Here is a 16360-nt window from a genome sequence, read left to right as displayed (position 1 = left end):
GCCGAGTGGAAGCCACGATAGAGGCGGCTCGGGCCTGGAGGGCGGGCTTTCGCCGGTCGAACGGGCGGTTGATCGAGGCGTCGCGCGGCGCTTTCCCGATGGGCCGGCAGACGATATCGCGCCCTGTCTCGATGCCTACGCGGACGCCATGCGCGAACTGCATCGCGCTTATCCGGACGATCTCGATATTGCCGCCCTGTTCGCTGAGGCGATGATGAACCGCACGCCTTATGCCTTGTGGGATCTTAGTCTAGTCCGGCAACAAATGGGGATTCGCATGCTGACCCTGAGCGCGAAAGACGCCGAAGTACGGTTTTGGCCGGCTGATCGACCTAGCCCGCACCGAATCAGTGGCGGTGACCAATCATGGGCGGCCGGTTGTGGTGGTTATGGCGGTGGAGGAGTACGAGCGATTGAACGTTTTGAGGTAGGCCAGGCCGGGCTCCGCTTCGTCTGGTGACTGGTTGCGTCATCAGGCGCTACGGCACGCGATCCCCGGGTCGCCAGCGCGTCACTCGTGACGCGCGGCCCCCGGGATTAGACACGGTTGGGCCCAGCCACCTTATCCTTGGCTTCCGCGGCATCCAAACCGTCGCCCCCTTGACGCAAGAACGCGTGTCGGGGGGGCGGCGCTACATAAAGTCCACCGAATCTGCCACAATGCGCTTCTGTTTGCAGAAAATACACCTCACACGTATGACATTGGATATACTCAGAAAAACTTCAGCCCCTAAAAGGAAAATGGATGATGCGAAACACGCCTCTGGGCGCGACTGATCGCGACAGCACACTCCGGTCTGGCCCCAGCCCGATGTCCGCAGCGCGATTGCGTCTGCTTACAGGCGTGGGAATAGCCGCTCTCGTTGCCAACGCCGCGCCGGTCGGGGAAGCGTTGGCACAGGAAACGATTAGCCTCTCACATGAAATTGTTGATGGCGAGGATGCCGGGGATCCGAGTCCGACTCAAAACTCCCCATGGACCATCGGTGGGGACCTCATCGTCGGTTCTTTCAGCACGGGAGATCTGACGGTTCGCAATGGCGGCGCGGTCAACAATGCCGACGGCTCTGTCGGCGATGCCGTTGGCAGCAATGGCAGTGTGACCGTGACGGGGGATGGTTCGGCCTGGGCCAATTCCGGGGACCTCTCTGTCGGACGTTCTGGCACGGGCGAACTGACCGTTTCGGACGGGGGTTCGGTCAGCAATACCTACGGCGCTATCGGATACCTGTCTGACGGCAATGGTAGTGTGACAGTGAAGGGGAGCGATTCGACTTGGACCAATTCCGGGGACCTCGGTGTCGGATATTTTGGCGCGGGCGAGTTGACCATTTCGGACGGGGGCTCGGTCAGCAATGCCCAAGGCGATATCGGCCGTATGGATGACAGCGATGGCAGTGTGACCGTGACGGGGGATGGTTCGACATGGACCAATTCCGGGAACCTCATTGTCGGTAATTCTGGCGNTCCCGAACACCCGGTGCGCATCCGGTTCCCGTGAGGGCGATGTATCCCATGATAAGAGCGGTTGAGAGGGCGGGGATAAAATTCCTAGGAAAAATTTATGCTACTGACAGATGCTGACATGACGCCAAAAGGCACGCCGGAATTGGCGCGCAACCAATCGCACGCATGGAAGGTCTCAAATGACCTGTTTGGAGCCGGTTTCAGACTGGCAGCTTCCGGGTTCGCAACGGCGATTGCAGACATTCAACACGCTGGGATTGAAGTCGCGAACCATCCGGTCCTTTGTCGTATTTTCACCAGTGACAAAGGCGAGTGGACGGCAGTCAGCCGCGAGGCGTCCCTCCAAAGACCGCTTAGCGTACCGACAGCGCCCCTTCCGAATCCCGCTGATACCGTTTCATGGTAACCATCGAAATCGTCAACGGATCTCGCGCACTCGACTCTTGGTTGCCGTTATGGTGCATTGCCGTGTGATTCGCCGGGTCAAGGGGACGAGGATGCAACGCACGAGGGGGCGAAATCCCCAGCATACGCACGTGAGGGCGGCACTGATCGGTGCGGTGCAGAGCGGCGGATCGCACCATGTCGCGGCCGGTAATTGTCTTGGAACCCGGGCCGTCTCCACTCGACAGAGCGGCCGCCCGCCGCTTATCCAGCGGACGGTGCCCGGCGAGATGCGTGGTCGGGAGCGATCAGAGGGCGATGTTTCCCCTCCGGCTGCGAATAATATCCGAAATCCCGGTCAAATCCGGCTCAACAAAACACTGATGCGAGAGTCTTTTGCTATGGTGCCCGGCGAGGGAAGACGCCTACAAGCATATGACACGCGTCCGACCCAGCCATGTCGGGCCGCATGAATGAGGGGGAAGAGTGGCACAGATGAATGTACGGAAAGCCGGACGATCGGAACAATCCGCCTCACAAGCCTTGCGCCATGCCCTGTTGCTGTCGACGGCGCTCGGGCTCCTCGCGCTGCCGGTCACCCCGGCAGATGCCGGCTCTTGTCACTGGGACGCCGGAAGCGGCAACGGGGACTGGTTCGACGCCGGGAACTGGTCGAGTCCCAGTGACGATTGCCCAGGCGTTCCCACGGAGGTCGACGGCGTCTTCATCACTTTTGACACCGACAATGTCACCATCGACGCCGGTGCAGCCTCATCGCTAAACTTGAGTCTTAACGCAGGCCGCTTGACCATTGCCAATGGCGGCAGCCTGACCAGTGCAGGCTCCTATCACAACATCGGTTGGATTGGCGATCCGGCCTGGATGACCATCACCGGCGCCGGTTCGGCGTGGAACGCGGAGGTGACCGGTTCCAGCGACGGCATCCGTATCGGCCGTCATTCCGAAGGCACCGTGACGCTGTCCGATGGTGGCGTCCTCAATGTGAGCGGCGCCGGCAATCGCGTCATTCTCGGGGAGTACGAGGTGGACAGCTTCCCCTCCGGCCTCGGCACACTGAACATCGGCGCCGCTGCCGGTGAGACCGCTGTCGCCCCAGGCTTCATCTACACGTCCGAGATCGAAATGGGCCGCGGCGACGACGGCAGCGGCACGCTGGCCTCGGGTCTGATCGTGTTCAATCACACCGATACCAGCGGCAGTTACAGCTTCAGCCCCAATATCATCGGCACTGGCCGGTTGGAGCACGAGAACGGCACCACCGTGCTCACTGGCACCAACACCTACAATGGTGGAACGGTGATTTCAGGCGGCACGCAGGTGTTGGATCATGCCAACGTGAGTGGTTTTTATGACGCTGCCGGGAGCGGGACGATCACGCTCGACGGCGGCACGCTGGGCCTCGGTGATGCAGGCCAATACCTTGGTAACGCCCTTGCCGTGACCGCTTCAGGCGGCACAATTACGGCTGATGGCCTACGTTTTATAGATAACGAAATCACCGGCATTGGGGCTCTTACACTCGGCGGGGGCGGGTCGTTCGATCTCAATGGCAACAACGACAGTTATACTGGCGCGACGACAGTCGCTGCGGATACGGTCGTCAACGCTGTGTACTCTGATAGTCTTTCCGCGCAATCGGCATACACGGTCGAAGCCGGTGGTGCGCTCCGCATTTATAACAACAATCACACGATCGGGTCGCTTTCCGGCGAAGGCCGCGTCGATATTAGCAATGCGCTTGCTCGCTCGCTTGTCCTCACCGCCGGGGCAGATGACAGCTCGACCATCTTTTCAGGTGTCATAGAGGATGGAGATGCCGGCGGCACGCTCGGCCTGACCAAGGTCGGCGCCGGCACGTTCACCCTGAACGGCGTCAATACCTACACGGGCGCGACAACGGTTTCGCAGGGTACGTTGGTCGTCGGTGACAGCAGCCATCCGGGCGCCAGCATCGCCAGCTCGTCCCTTCTGACCGTCGAAAACGGGGCCGTGCTGGGCGGCTCGGGCACGGTGGGCAACACCACCATAGAAGACNGCGGGCGAACTGACCGTTTCGGACGGGGGCTCGGTCAGCAATGCCGGCGATGGCTATATCGGCAACCTGCCTGGCGGCGATGGCAGTGTGACAGTGAAGGGGAGCGATTCGACCTGGACCAGTGACGGGCAACTCAACGTCGGAAATTTTGGCGCGGGCGAACTGACCGTTTCGGCTGGCGGTGCGGTCAGCAATACCTACGGCTATATCGGCAGCCGGTCCACTGGCGATGGCAGTGTGACAGTGACGGGGACTGAATCGGACTGGACCAATTCCGAGGGCCTCTTTGTCGGTTTTGAAGGCACGGGCGAACTGACCATTTCGGACGAGGGCTCGGTCAGCAGCAATGATTACGGCTATATCGGCTATTTCTCCAATTCTAGTGGTCGTGTGACGGTGACGGGGAACGGTTCGACATTGACCATTTCGGACCTGCTCCACGTCGGTTCTTCCGGCACGGGCGAGCTGACGGTTTCGGATGGCGGCCGAGTGGTTCAAAGCACGGGTATCGACATTGCCGCCTACGGCAACAGTACAGGTACCCTGAACATCGGGGCTGCGGCCGGCGATCCGGCTGTGGCACCGGGGACATTGGATACGCCGAGCGTCACATTCGGGAGCGGCGATGGCGCGCTGGTCTTCAACCACACCGGCGCCGACTATGCTTTTGCCCCGTCGATCTCCGGCGAAGGCGCGATCAACGTCCATTCAGGCGCCACCCGGCTGACGGCGGATTCCAGCGGCTTCAGCGGGACGACCACGGTCGATCGCGGCAGGTTGAGCGTTATCGGGACACTGGGTGGAGATATCACCGTTGCGACGGGACAGCTAGTAGTCAACGGGTCCATCGTGACCTCGTCTCTGCTCGCCGTCGAGGATGGCGGCGCACTCGGCGGTTCCGGCATTGTGGGCAAGACGACGGTTGCCGATGGCGGCACGATCGCGCCGGGCAATTCCATTGGCACGCTGACGGTCGATGGCGACCTGGCTCTGTCGTCGGGGTCGCTGCTCGATTACGAGCTGGGCGGTCCGGGCTCTTCGGCAGGCACTCCCGGAACCAGCGACCGGATCGATGTCACCGGGGACCTGACCCTGGACGGTACGCTTAACCTGTTGCAGAGCGACGATGCCACAGACGGCACCGCAGGCGTCGGCTATTACCGGCTTATGACCTACGACGGTGCGCTCACCGACAACACGCTCGATGTCGGCGTCACACCGCCGCTCGCCGATCCCGCCGCCTACGAGGTCCAGACAGGCGGTGGTAATGTCGACCTGTTTGTGGCCGCAGCGGGTGACGACACGCTACAGCACTGGCAGGGCGGTGATGGGACGTGGAACGCGAGCAACCAGAAGTGGTTCAATCAGGGCAGCACCGTCCCGGTTGCCTGGGCCGGCAACCACGCCGTTTTCAAGAACGAGCCTGGCGGCTTCAACGGCGGAACGATTACAGTCGAAGGTACCCAGGGCTTCAAGGGTCTGCAGTTCGTCGATGGAGGCTATCGCTTGGCAGGCGATGGCGCACTGCGAACGGATGCCGGCGGCTCGGAAATCCGCGTTCTAGCCGATCGCGCTGCAATTGCGACCGAGGTCAGCGGCATGGGCGGCATTTCTAAAACCGAAGCCGGCACGTTGGTGCTCGAAGGCGCCAACAGCTATGCGGGCGGCACCCAGCTTCTCAGCGGCGCCGTGGAGGTCTCGCAGGACGCAAACCTCGGCGCAGCAGCGGGCGGGCTTACCTTCAACGGCGGCACCTTGCGCGTGACGGGGACCGGCTTCACCCAGACGAACCGCACCATTGATTGGGGCGCCAATGGCGGCGGCTTCGACATCGCCGATGCGGCCAACACGTTCACGGTCGGCCAGAACCTCACCGGCGACGGCGACCTTCTCAAAGAGGGCGCCGGAACGCTTGTGTTGAGCGGGACGAACAGCTACGGCAACACGGGCATCGCGGCAGGCGAACTGATCGGCAATGCCGGCTCCATCTCCGGCGACATCGCCAATGCCGCGACCGTCACCTTCAATCAGGGAACCGATGCGACCTTCGCCGGCACCATTGCGGGGCTGGACGGCACGGACGGCCAGATGGTCAAGGACGGCACGGGCACGCTGACGCTTGCTGGCACGTCCGCGCTCGACTGGACGGTCAATGCGGGCGGGCTCACGGCGGCGGAGCGCTTTGCCGGTGATGTGGCGATCGGCAGGAACGGCACCTTCACCTTCGATCGGCAGGATGATGCCCAATATGGCGGTGCGCTCTCGGGTTCCGGCGTCTTCACCAAGGCCGGCGATGGCGCTTTGCTCTATACCGGCGACGGCTCGGACTTTGCCGGCACGACGACAATCGCCGGCGGGTTGTTGAGCGTCGGCACGCAGGATGACACCAACGTACTCGGCGGCAGCGTCGATGTTCTGTCCGGGGCCACGCTGGGTGGTGTGGGCACGGTCGGTGCTGTGACGCTTGCTTCCGGCGCCACCGTCGCTCCCGGCAATTCGATCGGCACGCTCAATGTCGCCGGTGACATTACCTTTAGTTCCGGTTCCACCTATGAAGTCGAGGTCGACCCGGCGGGCGCCGACAGCGACAGCATTCACGCCACGGGCATGGCACATCTGAACGACGCCAGTGTAGTGCATGTTGGCCTCGATGGCAGCTATGATCCTTTCTCGAGCTACACTATCCTGACCGCCGATGGCGGCATTGACGGCACCTTCGCCGACGTCACCTCCGTCTATGCGTTCCTGACGCCGGAGCTTTCCTATGGCGCTTCTACCGTTGATCTCGCTCTGACGCGCAACGACATAAGCTTTGGCGACAAGGCGAGAAGCGGCAATCAAAGAAGTGTTGCGGTAGCTGCGGAGAGCCTTGGCGCGGGCAATGATATCTATAACGCTGTCGCGGCCCTTCCAGACAACGATGCCGAAATCCAGGGTGCCTTCGACCAACTCTCGGGCGAAATCCATGCCTCGGCCAAGACGGCGCTGATCGAGGACAGCCGTTTCGTGCGCGATGCCGTCAGTGACCGCATCCGCGCAGCCTTTGGCGACATGCCGGAAACCGGCACGCCGGTGCTGGCCTATGGCCCGGACGGGCCACGCCCCCCGGCGGCGGTCACCAGCAATGGCCCTGTTGCCTGGGGACGTGCCTATGGCGGCTGGGGCAAGACGGACGGCGACGGCAATGCAGCAAAGCTCGACCGCTCGACCGGTGGCTTTCTGGCGGGCATCGACGGCGCGGTCACGCCGAACCTCCGGCTCGGGCTCCTCGCCGGCTACGGCCATTCCTCCTTCGATGTCGATGACCGCGCCTCGTCTGGCTCGAGCGACAATTATCATCTCGGGCTTTATGGTGGCGGCCGGTGGGATGCTGTGCGCCTGTCGGGCGGGCTCGCCTATACGTGGCACGACATCGAAACGGACCGGAAAGTTGCCTTCGGCGGCTTTTCCGACAGGCTTTCGGCCCACTACGACTCCGGCACTTTCCAGGCCTTCGGCGAAGCCGGCTACCGCATCGAGACCGAGGCCGCGTCCTTCGAGCCCTTCGTCGGCCTGGCGCATGTAAGCTTGCACACCGACGGCTTTGCCGAGGACGGTGGTACGGCGGCGCTCTCGGCTGACAGCCAGACCACAAGCACCACCTTCACTACACTCGGTGTCCATGCATCAACGGACTTCGACGTCGGCGGCATGCGCGCCACGGCGCATGGCACGCTCGGCTGGCGGCACGCCTTCGGCGACACGACACCGCTGTCGACGCATGCCTTTGCCGGTGGTGATACCTTCACCGTCGCCGGCGTTCCGATCGCCGAGGATGCCGCCATAATCGAGGCCGGGTTAGACTTCGACATCACCGACAACGCCACGCTCGGCGTTGCCTATTCCGGGCAGATCGCAACCGACGCCCAGCAGCATGGGTTCAATGCCAAGCTCAGTGTGAAGTTCTGAGCCCGGGTGCTCAGTTGGGAGTAGCCGCTATGCAAGGGTGAAGCGGCAATTCGATTCGAGAATTCCTACGACAGCATTGGGCCGAACACGTCGTACCGATCACGAATCCGAATGTCGCAAATGTCCGAAACCGCACCTCCAGCGTCGTCGCAGGCAATGACTGCTTTCAGAGAACGGCGAAGCTGATTTCTACGGCTGAGATGCGGCGCAAAGCGGTCATCTTGCCGCGCGTATGGCCGAGGCCTTTTTGAGGCAATCTAGGGGATAGATCCACCAGCGCATCAAATTTCAGCCACCCAGTTTCGCCAGAGCCAATCGATCGGCGCTCTTGCCCTTGCGCGAATCTTGACCAGTTGTGCTACAGGCATCCGGCAATCTGACATCCAAAGCGGCTTGCGCGCATGGTCTGCCGCTCGCCCGCGTCACTTCAGAACAGGAGGGATTGGCATGAAGGCGCTGCAGCTCACCGTGATCATCCTCATCGCGCTGTCATTCGTTCCGAGCGGGGCTCATTTGATCGAGCTTCCCAACAAGATCACTCTCGACCGGGAGGCATACTTTACCGTGCAGCAGATCTACCGGGGTTGGGCGCTCTTTGGCATTCCCCTGTTCGCGGCGCTGAGCACATCGCTCATACTGGCGGTGCTGAGCCGGTCGGAGGGCCTGCCTTTCCTGTATGCTTCGGCCTCCTTCATTCTCGTTCTGGTGTCGCTCATTACGTTTTTCACATGGATCTTTCCGGCCAACCAGGCGACCGAAAACTGGACGACCATACCGGAGAATTGGGAGGCCCTGAGACGGCAGTGGGAGTATACCCATGCCGTCAACGCGGTGATGATGCTGGCGGCTCTGGTGTCGGCCATCATGTCCGCCCTGACCTGGACCGGCGAGTGAGCCCGGCCGCGGGCGAACAACCAGGGCCAATCGATCCGCCGCCCTTGCCCCTGCGCGAATCCTGACCAGTTGTGCTACAGGGATCCGGCAAGCTGATATTCGAAGCGGCTTTTGACCGTCCGCCGGCCCGAAACGAACAAGACGCAGACTCGTGAACCGAACGCTTCCGCTGATCCTCGCCGTTGCTCTTTTCATGGAGCAGATGGACTCCACCATTATTGCGACGTCTTTGCCGGCGATTGCGCGGGATATCGGCACGAGCCCGGTGACGCTGAAGCTGGCGCTCACCACCTATCTGGTGGCGCTGGCGATCTTCATTCCCGTCAGCGGGTGGATGGCCGACCGGTTCGGGGCAAAGCGCGTGTTTCGTCTGGCCATCGGCGTCTTCGTGATCGGCTCGATCGCCTGCGCATTTGCGGATTCGCTCGGTGCTTTCGTGCTGGCGCGCTTCGTGCAGGGCATGGGCGGGGCCATGATGACGCCCGTCGGGCGGCTGGTGCTGGTCCGCGGCACACCGCGCGACAAGCTCGTCTCCGCCATGGCGTGGGTGACGGTGCCGGCGCTGATCGGCCCGATCGTCGGCCCGCCGGTCGGCGGCTTCATCACCACCTATTTTTCCTGGCACTGGATCTTTCTGATCAATGTGCCGATCGGCCTGGCGGGCATCGTGCTGTCCGGCCGGGTCATGCCCGACTTTCCGGCAAGGGGCACGGCGAAACTCGATTATGCCGGTTTTCTCATGTCCGGGCTCGCCGCCTCCGGAATGGTGTTCGGCTTCTCCGTCATCAGCATGCCGGCGCTGCCGCCCGAGGTGGGGGTTGCGGTCGTGGTGTTCGGGTTTCTCATGGCGGTGCTTTATGTGCGCCATGCGCTGGGGGCGGAAAACCCCATTCTGGACCTCAGGCTCTTCTCGAACCGGGCCTTCCGCTCCGCGATCATCGGCGGATCGCTGTTTCGCATCGGGGCGGGGGCCGTGCCTTTTCTGCTGCCGCTGATGTTCCAGGTCGGCTTCGGCATGACGCCGTTTCAGTCCGGCATGCTGACCTTCGCCTCGGCTTTCGGCGCCATCGCCATGAAGTTCATCGCGACAAGCACCTTGCGCGCGGGCGGGTTTCGCCTCGTCCTGATCACCGCCGCGATCATGGGCAGCGTCTTCATCGGCGTCAACGCGTTCTTTACCCCGGCAACCCCGCACGGCGTCATCATCGCGGTGCTGGTGGCGGGAGGTTTCTTTCGTTCGCTGTTCTTCACGTCGGCCAACGCGCTGGTTTTCGCCGATATCAACGACCGGGAAGCCAGCCAGGCCACGGCCATCGCAGCCGCGACACAGCAGATCAGCATCGCGCTCGGCGTGGCCGTCGGCGGTGGCGTGATCGAGGCGACCACCTACATGACCGGCGAGTCGCTCGGCCTCGACGCATTCTTCAACGCGTTCATCGTCGTTGCGCTTCTATCGTCGCTGGCCGCCCTGCCCTTCTTCCGCCTGCCAGCAAATACGGGCAGCGCGGTTTCGGGCCACAAGCGCAGGGGCAAGGAAGAACAGGCAATGCCGGCGGAATAGGCTCACCCGGCTTCGGCTTCGCCCCGCCCCTTGAAATCCTTGGCCAGCAGGTAAAGCTCCACGGACTCGCTGCGCGAGGCCGGCGGCTTGACGTGATGGATGGTGCGGAAATTGCGCTTCAGCATGGCCAGCAGGTCCGCCTCCGCGCCGCCCTGGAAAGCCTTGGCCAGGAAATGCCCGCCGGGGCGCAGCACATTCACCGCGAAGTCCGCCGCCGCCTCGCAAAGGTGCATGGTGCGCAGATGGTCGGTGCGGCGATGGCCCGTCGTGGGCGCGGCCATATCCGACAACACGACGTCGGGCGCGCCGCCCAGCACATCGACCAGGCGGTCGGGCGCATCGTCTTCCAGAAAATCCATCTGGAGGATGGCGACGCCGGGGACCGGGTCCATTTCCAGGTAGTCGATGCCGACGACGCTCGGCTTCTGCGGGTCGGATTTCACCCGCTCTGCCGCGACCTGGCACCAGCCGCCGGGTGCCGCGCCCAGATCGATCACCGTCTTGCCGGGGGCGAGAATGCGGTGCTTGTCGTCGATTTCCACCAGCTTGAAGGCGGCGCGCGAGCGCATGCCCTCGGCGCTGGCGCGGTGGACGTAGGGGTCGTTCAGATGGCGCTCCAGCCAGCGGCGAGAGGAATTCTTGAGTCCGCGCTTTTTCTTCACCCGCGTCTTGAGCGCGCGTGCACCGCCGGGCTTGCTCTGCTTGGTCACGCCGTTCGTGCTCCCCCGCGGCGCCTGCGCCGCCAGACGCCGTCACGCGCCATCATCTCGTTCAACATGCCCTCGCGCAGGCCCCGATCGGCGACGCGCAGGCGCTCAGCCGGCCAGTGGCGGCGAATCGCTTCGAGGATCGCGCAGCCGGCAAGCACGAGATCAGCCCGCTCCGCGCCGATGCAGGGATTGGCCTGACGCTCCTCGAAGCTCCAGCCGCGTATGGTCTCCATCATCTGGTCGATGCTTTCGCGCTCCATCCACAGCCCATCGACACGCCGACGGTCATAACGCCTCAGACCCAGATGAACCCCTGCCAGGGTGGTGACCGTTCCGGATGTGCCCAGCAGATGGAAGCGCGCGCCGCCGGCAAGATGGGCCAACCGCTCGCTGCCGTCGAAAGCCGACAGAAGGCCCGTCACCTCGGCCACCATCGCCTCGAAGGTTGCACGCGTTACATCGCGCCCACCGAAACGCTCGGCAAGGGAGACGACGCCGGTGGGCAGGGACGTCCACGAGACGATGTGATTGGCAAGCCGGGGTGTGCGGTGGCTGGAAAGGTCGATCAGGGCGATTTCCGACGAGCCGCCCCCGATGTCGAACAGAACCAGCCCATCCGTTTCCTGCGTCACCAGCGAACTGCAGCCGGAGACGGCAAGCCGCGCCTCGGTGCGCCGGTCGATCACCTCCAGCTTCAGGCCGGTCTCGAGGCGCACGCGCTCCAGAAACCGCGCGCCATTGCCGGCGGAGCGGCAGGCCTCGGTCGCGATCATCCGAACGCCTTTCAGCGGCAGTCCGCCAAGCTTCTCCGCGCAGACGCCGAGCGCCTCCACCGCGCGATCCATCGCCGCATCGCTCAAGCGGCCGCTGGCACCCAGCCCCTCGCCCAGGCGCACAATGCGCGAGAACGCATCCACGACATGGAAGCGTCCGGGCCGGCCCGGCTTGGCCACCAGAAGGCGGCAATTGTTGGTTCCCAGATCAAGCGCTGCATAAAGCCCCTCCGACCGCGCGTCGGAGGACTGTGCAAGATGTGCCAGGTAAGACCTGCCGCGCGCGGAGCGGGATTTCTGTGGAGATGGCACCGGACCAGGCAATGGCGGCGGGACCAAGGACGCGGCACAGAGCCCATTGTCGCGCACGAAAACACCGCGGCGGCGTTTCCGCCTGCGTTTGCGCTTCTTCTTTGGCGCCGGCAGGTCTTGCCTGTAGCCCGACGCTGGGGCAGAGACCGGCATCTGCCCAATATCGGCCACTTCGTCCCCGGCCGAGACGTGATCGCGAACAAGTTCCGCGATCGGTGGCGCGTCACCTTGCGCGTGGTCGTCCACCGTAATCCTTTCGCGCCGCGCGCGAGCCTTATGGGCGCGCTGCAGGCGCTCCTAACCTTCTGTTGGGAACAGACTAGCAGGCAAACGATTATTCACCAAGGGCAGAGTGTACAATCAAGAAGTGCTCGGCCGTCGGGGGAGAGAAAAAAACCTGATAATCATTTGAAAATTCCGGCGGGGTTGACTATTAAGCCCTCATAGCTCAATAGCTTCGCTCGGCTGGCTCAGCGCTCGACCCTGTTGGGGAATAGGTTAACGGTAGACCAGCGGACTCTGACTCCGTTAGTCCAGGTTCGAATCCTGGTTCCCCAGCCATTTCGCTATCAAGCTGTTGTTTTCAAATTGAAATCAGCCAGCTGCGAATCCTCCTCCGCCGAATCTCGCTCTCTGTGCACAAAACTGAGGCACAAAGCTGCGGCACATGCTGTGCCCGCTGGCGAGACGGAGAGGGCTTCGAGCATGGCCGCACGGCATCGGATCGCGAATCTCACCCGAAGGGGAAACGTCTTTTACTGGCGGGCGCGCATTCCTGCCGGGGTGACGGACCGCCGGCTTCCGTCGCATCTGTCGTTGAGTCTGCGCCACAGCGACCATATGAAAGCAGGGTACATGGCACGGCGGCTCAACACGCTGCTTGCCGAGCTGACGATGAGGCCTGACGTTCGCATGACGACAAGGGAGCAGCTGGAGCAACTCTTCCGCTCGGAAATCGACCGAATGACAGACCATCTGGACGACCTCGTGTTCGCGGCGCGGCGTACCGGCTCCGACCCGAAGGAGAGTCTTCGCGCGGATCTGGAAGTGGGCTGGGCCTACCGGCTGGTCGAACTCTTCGGCACAACCCGCAGCCTCACGTTTGAAGAAGGCTGCCCCGGGCGCGATGTCCTGGAGCGCGCGGGCGTTCTGCCCTCCGCCATTCCCGCGATCGCCACGACCTTCCGCCAGGAACAGGCCGAGTGCCGGTCACCGCGGTTCGAGCGCACGCTCGCAGCCGAGATGGAGAAGCACGGGATTCCCGACACGATGGTCAACCGCGAAAAGGCGACAATGCAGCTCATGCGGGCCAAGGCCGAAGTCCTGCTCGACATTGGCGGGCGCTATGGTCCGGAAACCGACGGCCTGACGGCGGATTCGGGTTTTGCCGAACTTGCCCAAGATCGGCAGGTCATCGTCGGCCAGCCTGGTCGGATGGCGCCGATCCTCAGTACCGACAACGATCAGATAACAACTGACACCCCGCCGGAAATCATTTCCAACAGTCAGGCGAACACAGGATCCGCACGCGATGTTCCGTCCGACGCAGTCGCCGCCGTTCATGAATTTCCTTCGCACGCTGACCGGTTCTTGCCTCGCCTTCAGGCCGCGGACCACAATACCGTGGACCTGCCGCTCGAGAGGTTCATGGAGGAATGCGAGGCGCTGATCAAAAGCCAGCAGCACAGTTGGGAGCCCAAAACCGCTCAAGACGTACGTGTCGCCGTGCGCATGCTGGTCGGCATTCTCGAGGAACAAGGCGTCCGCCGGTCTGGCGAGCTGTCGCAGTTCCATATCGGCCAGCTAAGAAGCCATTTCGATCACATCCCGCGACGCTATGGACAAAGTGCGAGGCTGCGTGCTCTCTCCACTAAAGAGCTGCGCGAGGCCGCCGCAAGGCAGGCCGATATGGCGAAAGCCAGGGGCGAGGAACCGCCGTCAATCGGCTTACAGCCAGCCACCATTCGCAAGCATCTCGCCAAATTGTTAGAGTTCCTGAATTTCCTGCGCGGACGGGGCTACCGGCTCGCACCCGTCACTATGGACGGCTTACGGCCCAAAAAGACGAAAGCCGGCGAGTTGCGATTGCTTACAGACAAGCCAGGTCCGGAGGTACTGCGCAAGATGTTTCGCCTGGCGGTCTTCACGGGATGCAAAGGACCAGAGGAGCAGGAAATCCCCGGTTCCCGGGTATTTCATTCTGCCAATTACTTCGTGCCCATGCTGCTTGCCTATCTTGGGCCTCGCAGAGGCGAAGTTGCGGGCCTGGCAATCCGCGACGTGGTTGAGACGCAGAACGGATGGGCGATCCACATCAGGCCGAATGCTTACCGTCGCGTCAAGAACGCCCAGTCGGTGCGCATGCTGCCCGTTCCCGACGAAGTATTGAGGCTCAACTTTCTGGAATATGTGGATGAGATCAAAGCGCTTGGATACGGGATGCTGTTTCCCGAACTTTTCAGCGCGAACGGCAAAAACGACCCCGGCGACCGCTTCTATAAGGACTTTATCCCGTTGCTCAAGAAGGGACTGGACGACGAGAAATTCTGGAACCGTGCCCTCCACGCCCTGAGACATGGACAGGCGGACACGCTGAAGCAGGCGGCCGTCGACGAAAGCAAGATAAACGACATCTCCGGGCGGCTAGGACAGGGCGAGACAAGCCTTCGTTACACAAATCCTGCTGGCCTCCCTCTCATTCGTTCGGTTCTCGCAAGATATCCAACCATCACGGATCACCTGGAGCCGCGGCCGGTCCAGCTACTACCGTGGGTGGCCGAACGCCGGCCGGCTCCTTGGCAGGGCAGGACGCGTCGAGATCGTCTTCGCGAAGCGCGCAGCCGCCGCGGCCGGCCGACACAGTGACGGTAAGATCAACTCGCTGCATGTACGTCTTTCGCCGCCGCGATATTTCGACTAGTGGAAGCCGATGCGACAGGCCGGCAGGTTCTCGTCGGCCTGTCCACCACCAGATCAAGTCCGGCAGTACGCGGAGCATTAGCCCAAGCCCCGGCCTAGATGTCCGCGTCTCTAGCGATTGTAAGATTATCGCGCTCGGCCGCAAACGTCCCTCGTATAAAACAGGGGTGTGCGGCGGCTTCAGCGACTCCGCCATCGAGGACCTGTTGTGATTTTTCGTGGAATAAGGACCCCGTTGAGGGGTAATTTTCATCCAAAAGGGGCCCCTTAGACGCGGGGTGGCAGTACACTGCCTCCGATTGTCTCGGAGGCACTTGTTTTTGGCCGTCGGGCCTAACCAGAAGTCGATCAAGGCGATTGCCGGGAGCTGAATGTCTCGTGCAAAGTGGTTCGCAAGGTTGTGCGTTCGGAGACGACGAAGTTTCGCTATGAACGCAAGCGTCAGCCGCTGCCACGCATGGGAGCCTGGCAGGATGATCTGGATCGGCTGTGTCGGCCAATGTGGCGAAGCCATCGCTTTCCGCCGCAGATCATTATGCATGCTATCAGGATGGTTCTGTTGCACCGGTTGAGTTTGCACGCAAGGCAGATCCGTGCGGCAGGCAGCATCGCGCTAGCTGGCAAGCCTCGCCCAGTGTTAGAGCGCGTTGGCCAGCCGCCGGAGGCATAGCGCCGCACTACGCGGCAGCGCTTGCCGCTGCGCACGGTGACGGGCGCCACCCCTGCCAAGGTCCGCAAGTCATGGTAATCTCGCAGATGCAGGGGCTGCCATGCCTCCGCGAGCACTGTGGCGATCACGATCCTTCCGGTTCCCGGCATGGAGCGCAGGATGGTCACGTCGTACTGCTCGGCCCCCTGCCCCGCCGCGATCTCCCCGGCCTCCGCCAACCGGTCGCACGGTGTCTCCAGTTGGCGATGGGCTGCCTTGAGCTGTCGATCGACCAGCACGAGCCGGTCGATCACGAGGCGGATGTGGGCGGTGGCTGCCGCCACCGCTCCGGCACCCATGGCGAGCGTATTCTGTCGCAGGGTTTTAAGCACTGCCGCAGGACGTGGAGCGTCACAGTCTCGGGAAGCGGGTTCGCATGGGTCATGCGGCTTCCCCCACGTTCGGCGGGAAAGAGTTCCTCCCATAGCGGATCGAGCTGTTGCAGCGCCTCGCGAGCTTCTGCCTCGGTGATATCGCCGTTCTGCTCCCGCGCTGCTTTCCACGTCCCCGCCACGATCTCCGGCTGGCGGAACACGGCGCGGAGTTGCTCGATGACGGCCGCCTCGATCTCCCCTGCGGGTACACGGCCCACCGGATACAACCCGGCGCCGTGCTTCAGCACGGTCT

The 16360-nt window shown here is 62.7% G+C and carries 12 protein-coding genes and 1 tRNA gene; 9 read left to right on the top strand and 4 right to left on the bottom strand.

The features are described 5' to 3' along the window. Positions 1 to 148 precede the first annotated feature (148 nt). From LY631_RS20465 to LY631_RS10415, 7 genes are all read left to right on the top strand, one after another. Entirely contained in the window at positions 149 to 460 is a 312-nt protein-coding gene (locus LY631_RS20465) for a hypothetical protein (protein WP_445082870.1), read from the top strand. 285 nt (positions 461 to 745) lie between these two features. Beyond that, positions 746 to 1501, top strand: a complete 756-nt coding sequence (locus tag LY631_RS10440) for a hypothetical protein (protein WP_445082869.1) — start codon at positions 746 to 748, stop codon at positions 1499 to 1501. 63 nt (positions 1502 to 1564) lie between these two features. Then, on the top strand, positions 1565 to 1873 hold the full coding sequence (locus LY631_RS10435) for a hypothetical protein (RefSeq protein WP_274425240.1): 309 nt from the start codon (positions 1565 to 1567) through the stop codon (positions 1871 to 1873). Between the two features lie 473 nt (positions 1874 to 2346). Further along, positions 2347 to 4032 carry an autotransporter-associated beta strand repeat-containing protein gene (locus tag LY631_RS10430; RefSeq protein WP_274425237.1) on the top strand — a complete coding sequence of 562 codons (1686 nt, stop codon included), beginning with the start codon at positions 2347 to 2349 and terminating at the stop codon, positions 4030 to 4032. Further along, the gene (locus LY631_RS10425; RefSeq protein ID WP_274425236.1) at positions 3995 to 7855 is read left to right on the top strand and encodes an autotransporter domain-containing protein; all 3861 of its coding nucleotides are present in this window, start codon (positions 3995 to 3997) and stop codon (positions 7853 to 7855) included. The genes LY631_RS10430 and LY631_RS10425 overlap by 38 nt, the downstream gene beginning before the upstream one ends. Before the next feature lie 447 nt (positions 7856 to 8302). Beyond that, the gene (locus tag LY631_RS10420; protein WP_274425235.1) at positions 8303 to 8749 is read left to right on the top strand and encodes a DUF1772 domain-containing protein; all 447 of its coding nucleotides are present in this window, start codon (positions 8303 to 8305) and stop codon (positions 8747 to 8749) included. Between the two features lie 151 nt (positions 8750 to 8900). After that, positions 8901 to 10310 carry an MFS transporter gene (locus LY631_RS10415; RefSeq protein ID WP_274425234.1) on the top strand — a complete coding sequence of 470 codons (1410 nt, stop codon included), beginning with the start codon at positions 8901 to 8903 and terminating at the stop codon, positions 10308 to 10310. 2 nt (positions 10311 to 10312) lie between these two features. Here LY631_RS10415 and LY631_RS10410 read toward each other — a convergent pair whose 3' ends face one another. Further along, entirely contained in the window at positions 10313 to 11020 is a 708-nt protein-coding gene (locus LY631_RS10410; RefSeq protein ID WP_274425233.1) for an RlmE family RNA methyltransferase, read from the bottom strand. Continuing rightward, complete coding sequence (locus LY631_RS10405) at positions 11017 to 12258, bottom strand: Ppx/GppA phosphatase family protein (RefSeq protein WP_274425489.1); 1242 nt, start codon at positions 12256 to 12258, stop codon at positions 11017 to 11019. Before LY631_RS10405 ends, LY631_RS10410 begins: the two co-directional genes overlap by 4 nt. Positions 12259 to 12592: 334 nt before the next feature. Here LY631_RS10405 and LY631_RS10400 point away from each other — a divergent pair. Then, positions 12593 to 12666, top strand: a tRNA-Gln gene (locus LY631_RS10400). Positions 12667 to 12810: 144 nt separating this feature from the next. Then, the gene (locus LY631_RS10395) at positions 12811 to 14970 is read left to right on the top strand and encodes an integrase (RefSeq protein WP_274425232.1); all 2160 of its coding nucleotides are present in this window, start codon (positions 12811 to 12813) and stop codon (positions 14968 to 14970) included. A 495-nt stretch (positions 14971 to 15465) separates the two neighbouring features. Here LY631_RS10395 and LY631_RS10390 read toward each other — a convergent pair whose 3' ends face one another. Then, positions 15466 to 16032, bottom strand: a complete 567-nt coding sequence (locus LY631_RS10390) for a transposase (RefSeq protein ID WP_274425231.1) — start codon at positions 16030 to 16032, stop codon at positions 15466 to 15468. Next, positions 15984 to 16325 (bottom strand): hypothetical protein, encoded by a 342-nt coding sequence (locus LY631_RS20360; RefSeq protein WP_338000430.1) that lies wholly within the window; start codon positions 16323 to 16325, stop codon positions 15984 to 15986. Before LY631_RS20360 ends, LY631_RS10390 begins: the two co-directional genes overlap by 49 nt. Positions 16326 to 16360 lie beyond the last annotated feature (35 nt).

Origin of the sequence: Chelativorans sp. YIM 93263, from assembly GCF_028767125.1 — a bacterium.
Lineage (GTDB): Bacteria > Pseudomonadota > Alphaproteobacteria > Rhizobiales > Rhizobiaceae > Chelativorans.
This window is presented reverse-complemented; position numbering and strand designations above follow the sequence as displayed.

Bases quoted from the DNA above. Each gene is read 5' to 3' on its own strand.
- LY631_RS20465 (WP_445082870.1), top strand. From the start codon at position 149: ATGCGCGAACTGCATCGCGCTTATCCGGACGATCTCGATATTGCCGCC.
- LY631_RS10435 (WP_274425240.1), top strand. From the start codon at position 1,565: ATGCTACTGACAGATGCTGACATGACGCCAAAAGGCACGCCGGAATTG.
- LY631_RS10420 (WP_274425235.1), top strand. From the start codon at position 8,303: ATGAAGGCGCTGCAGCTCACCGTGATCATCCTCATCGCGCTGTCATTC.
- LY631_RS10405 (WP_274425489.1), bottom strand. From the start codon at position 12,258: ATGCCGGTCTCTGCCCCAGCGTCGGGCTACAGGCAAGACCTGCCGGCG.
- LY631_RS10395 (WP_274425232.1), top strand. From the start codon at position 12,811: ATGGCCGCACGGCATCGGATCGCGAATCTCACCCGAAGGGGAAACGTC.
- LY631_RS10390 (WP_274425231.1), bottom strand. From the start codon at position 16,032: ATGGGTGCCGGAGCGGTGGCGGCAGCCACCGCCCACATCCGCCTCGTG.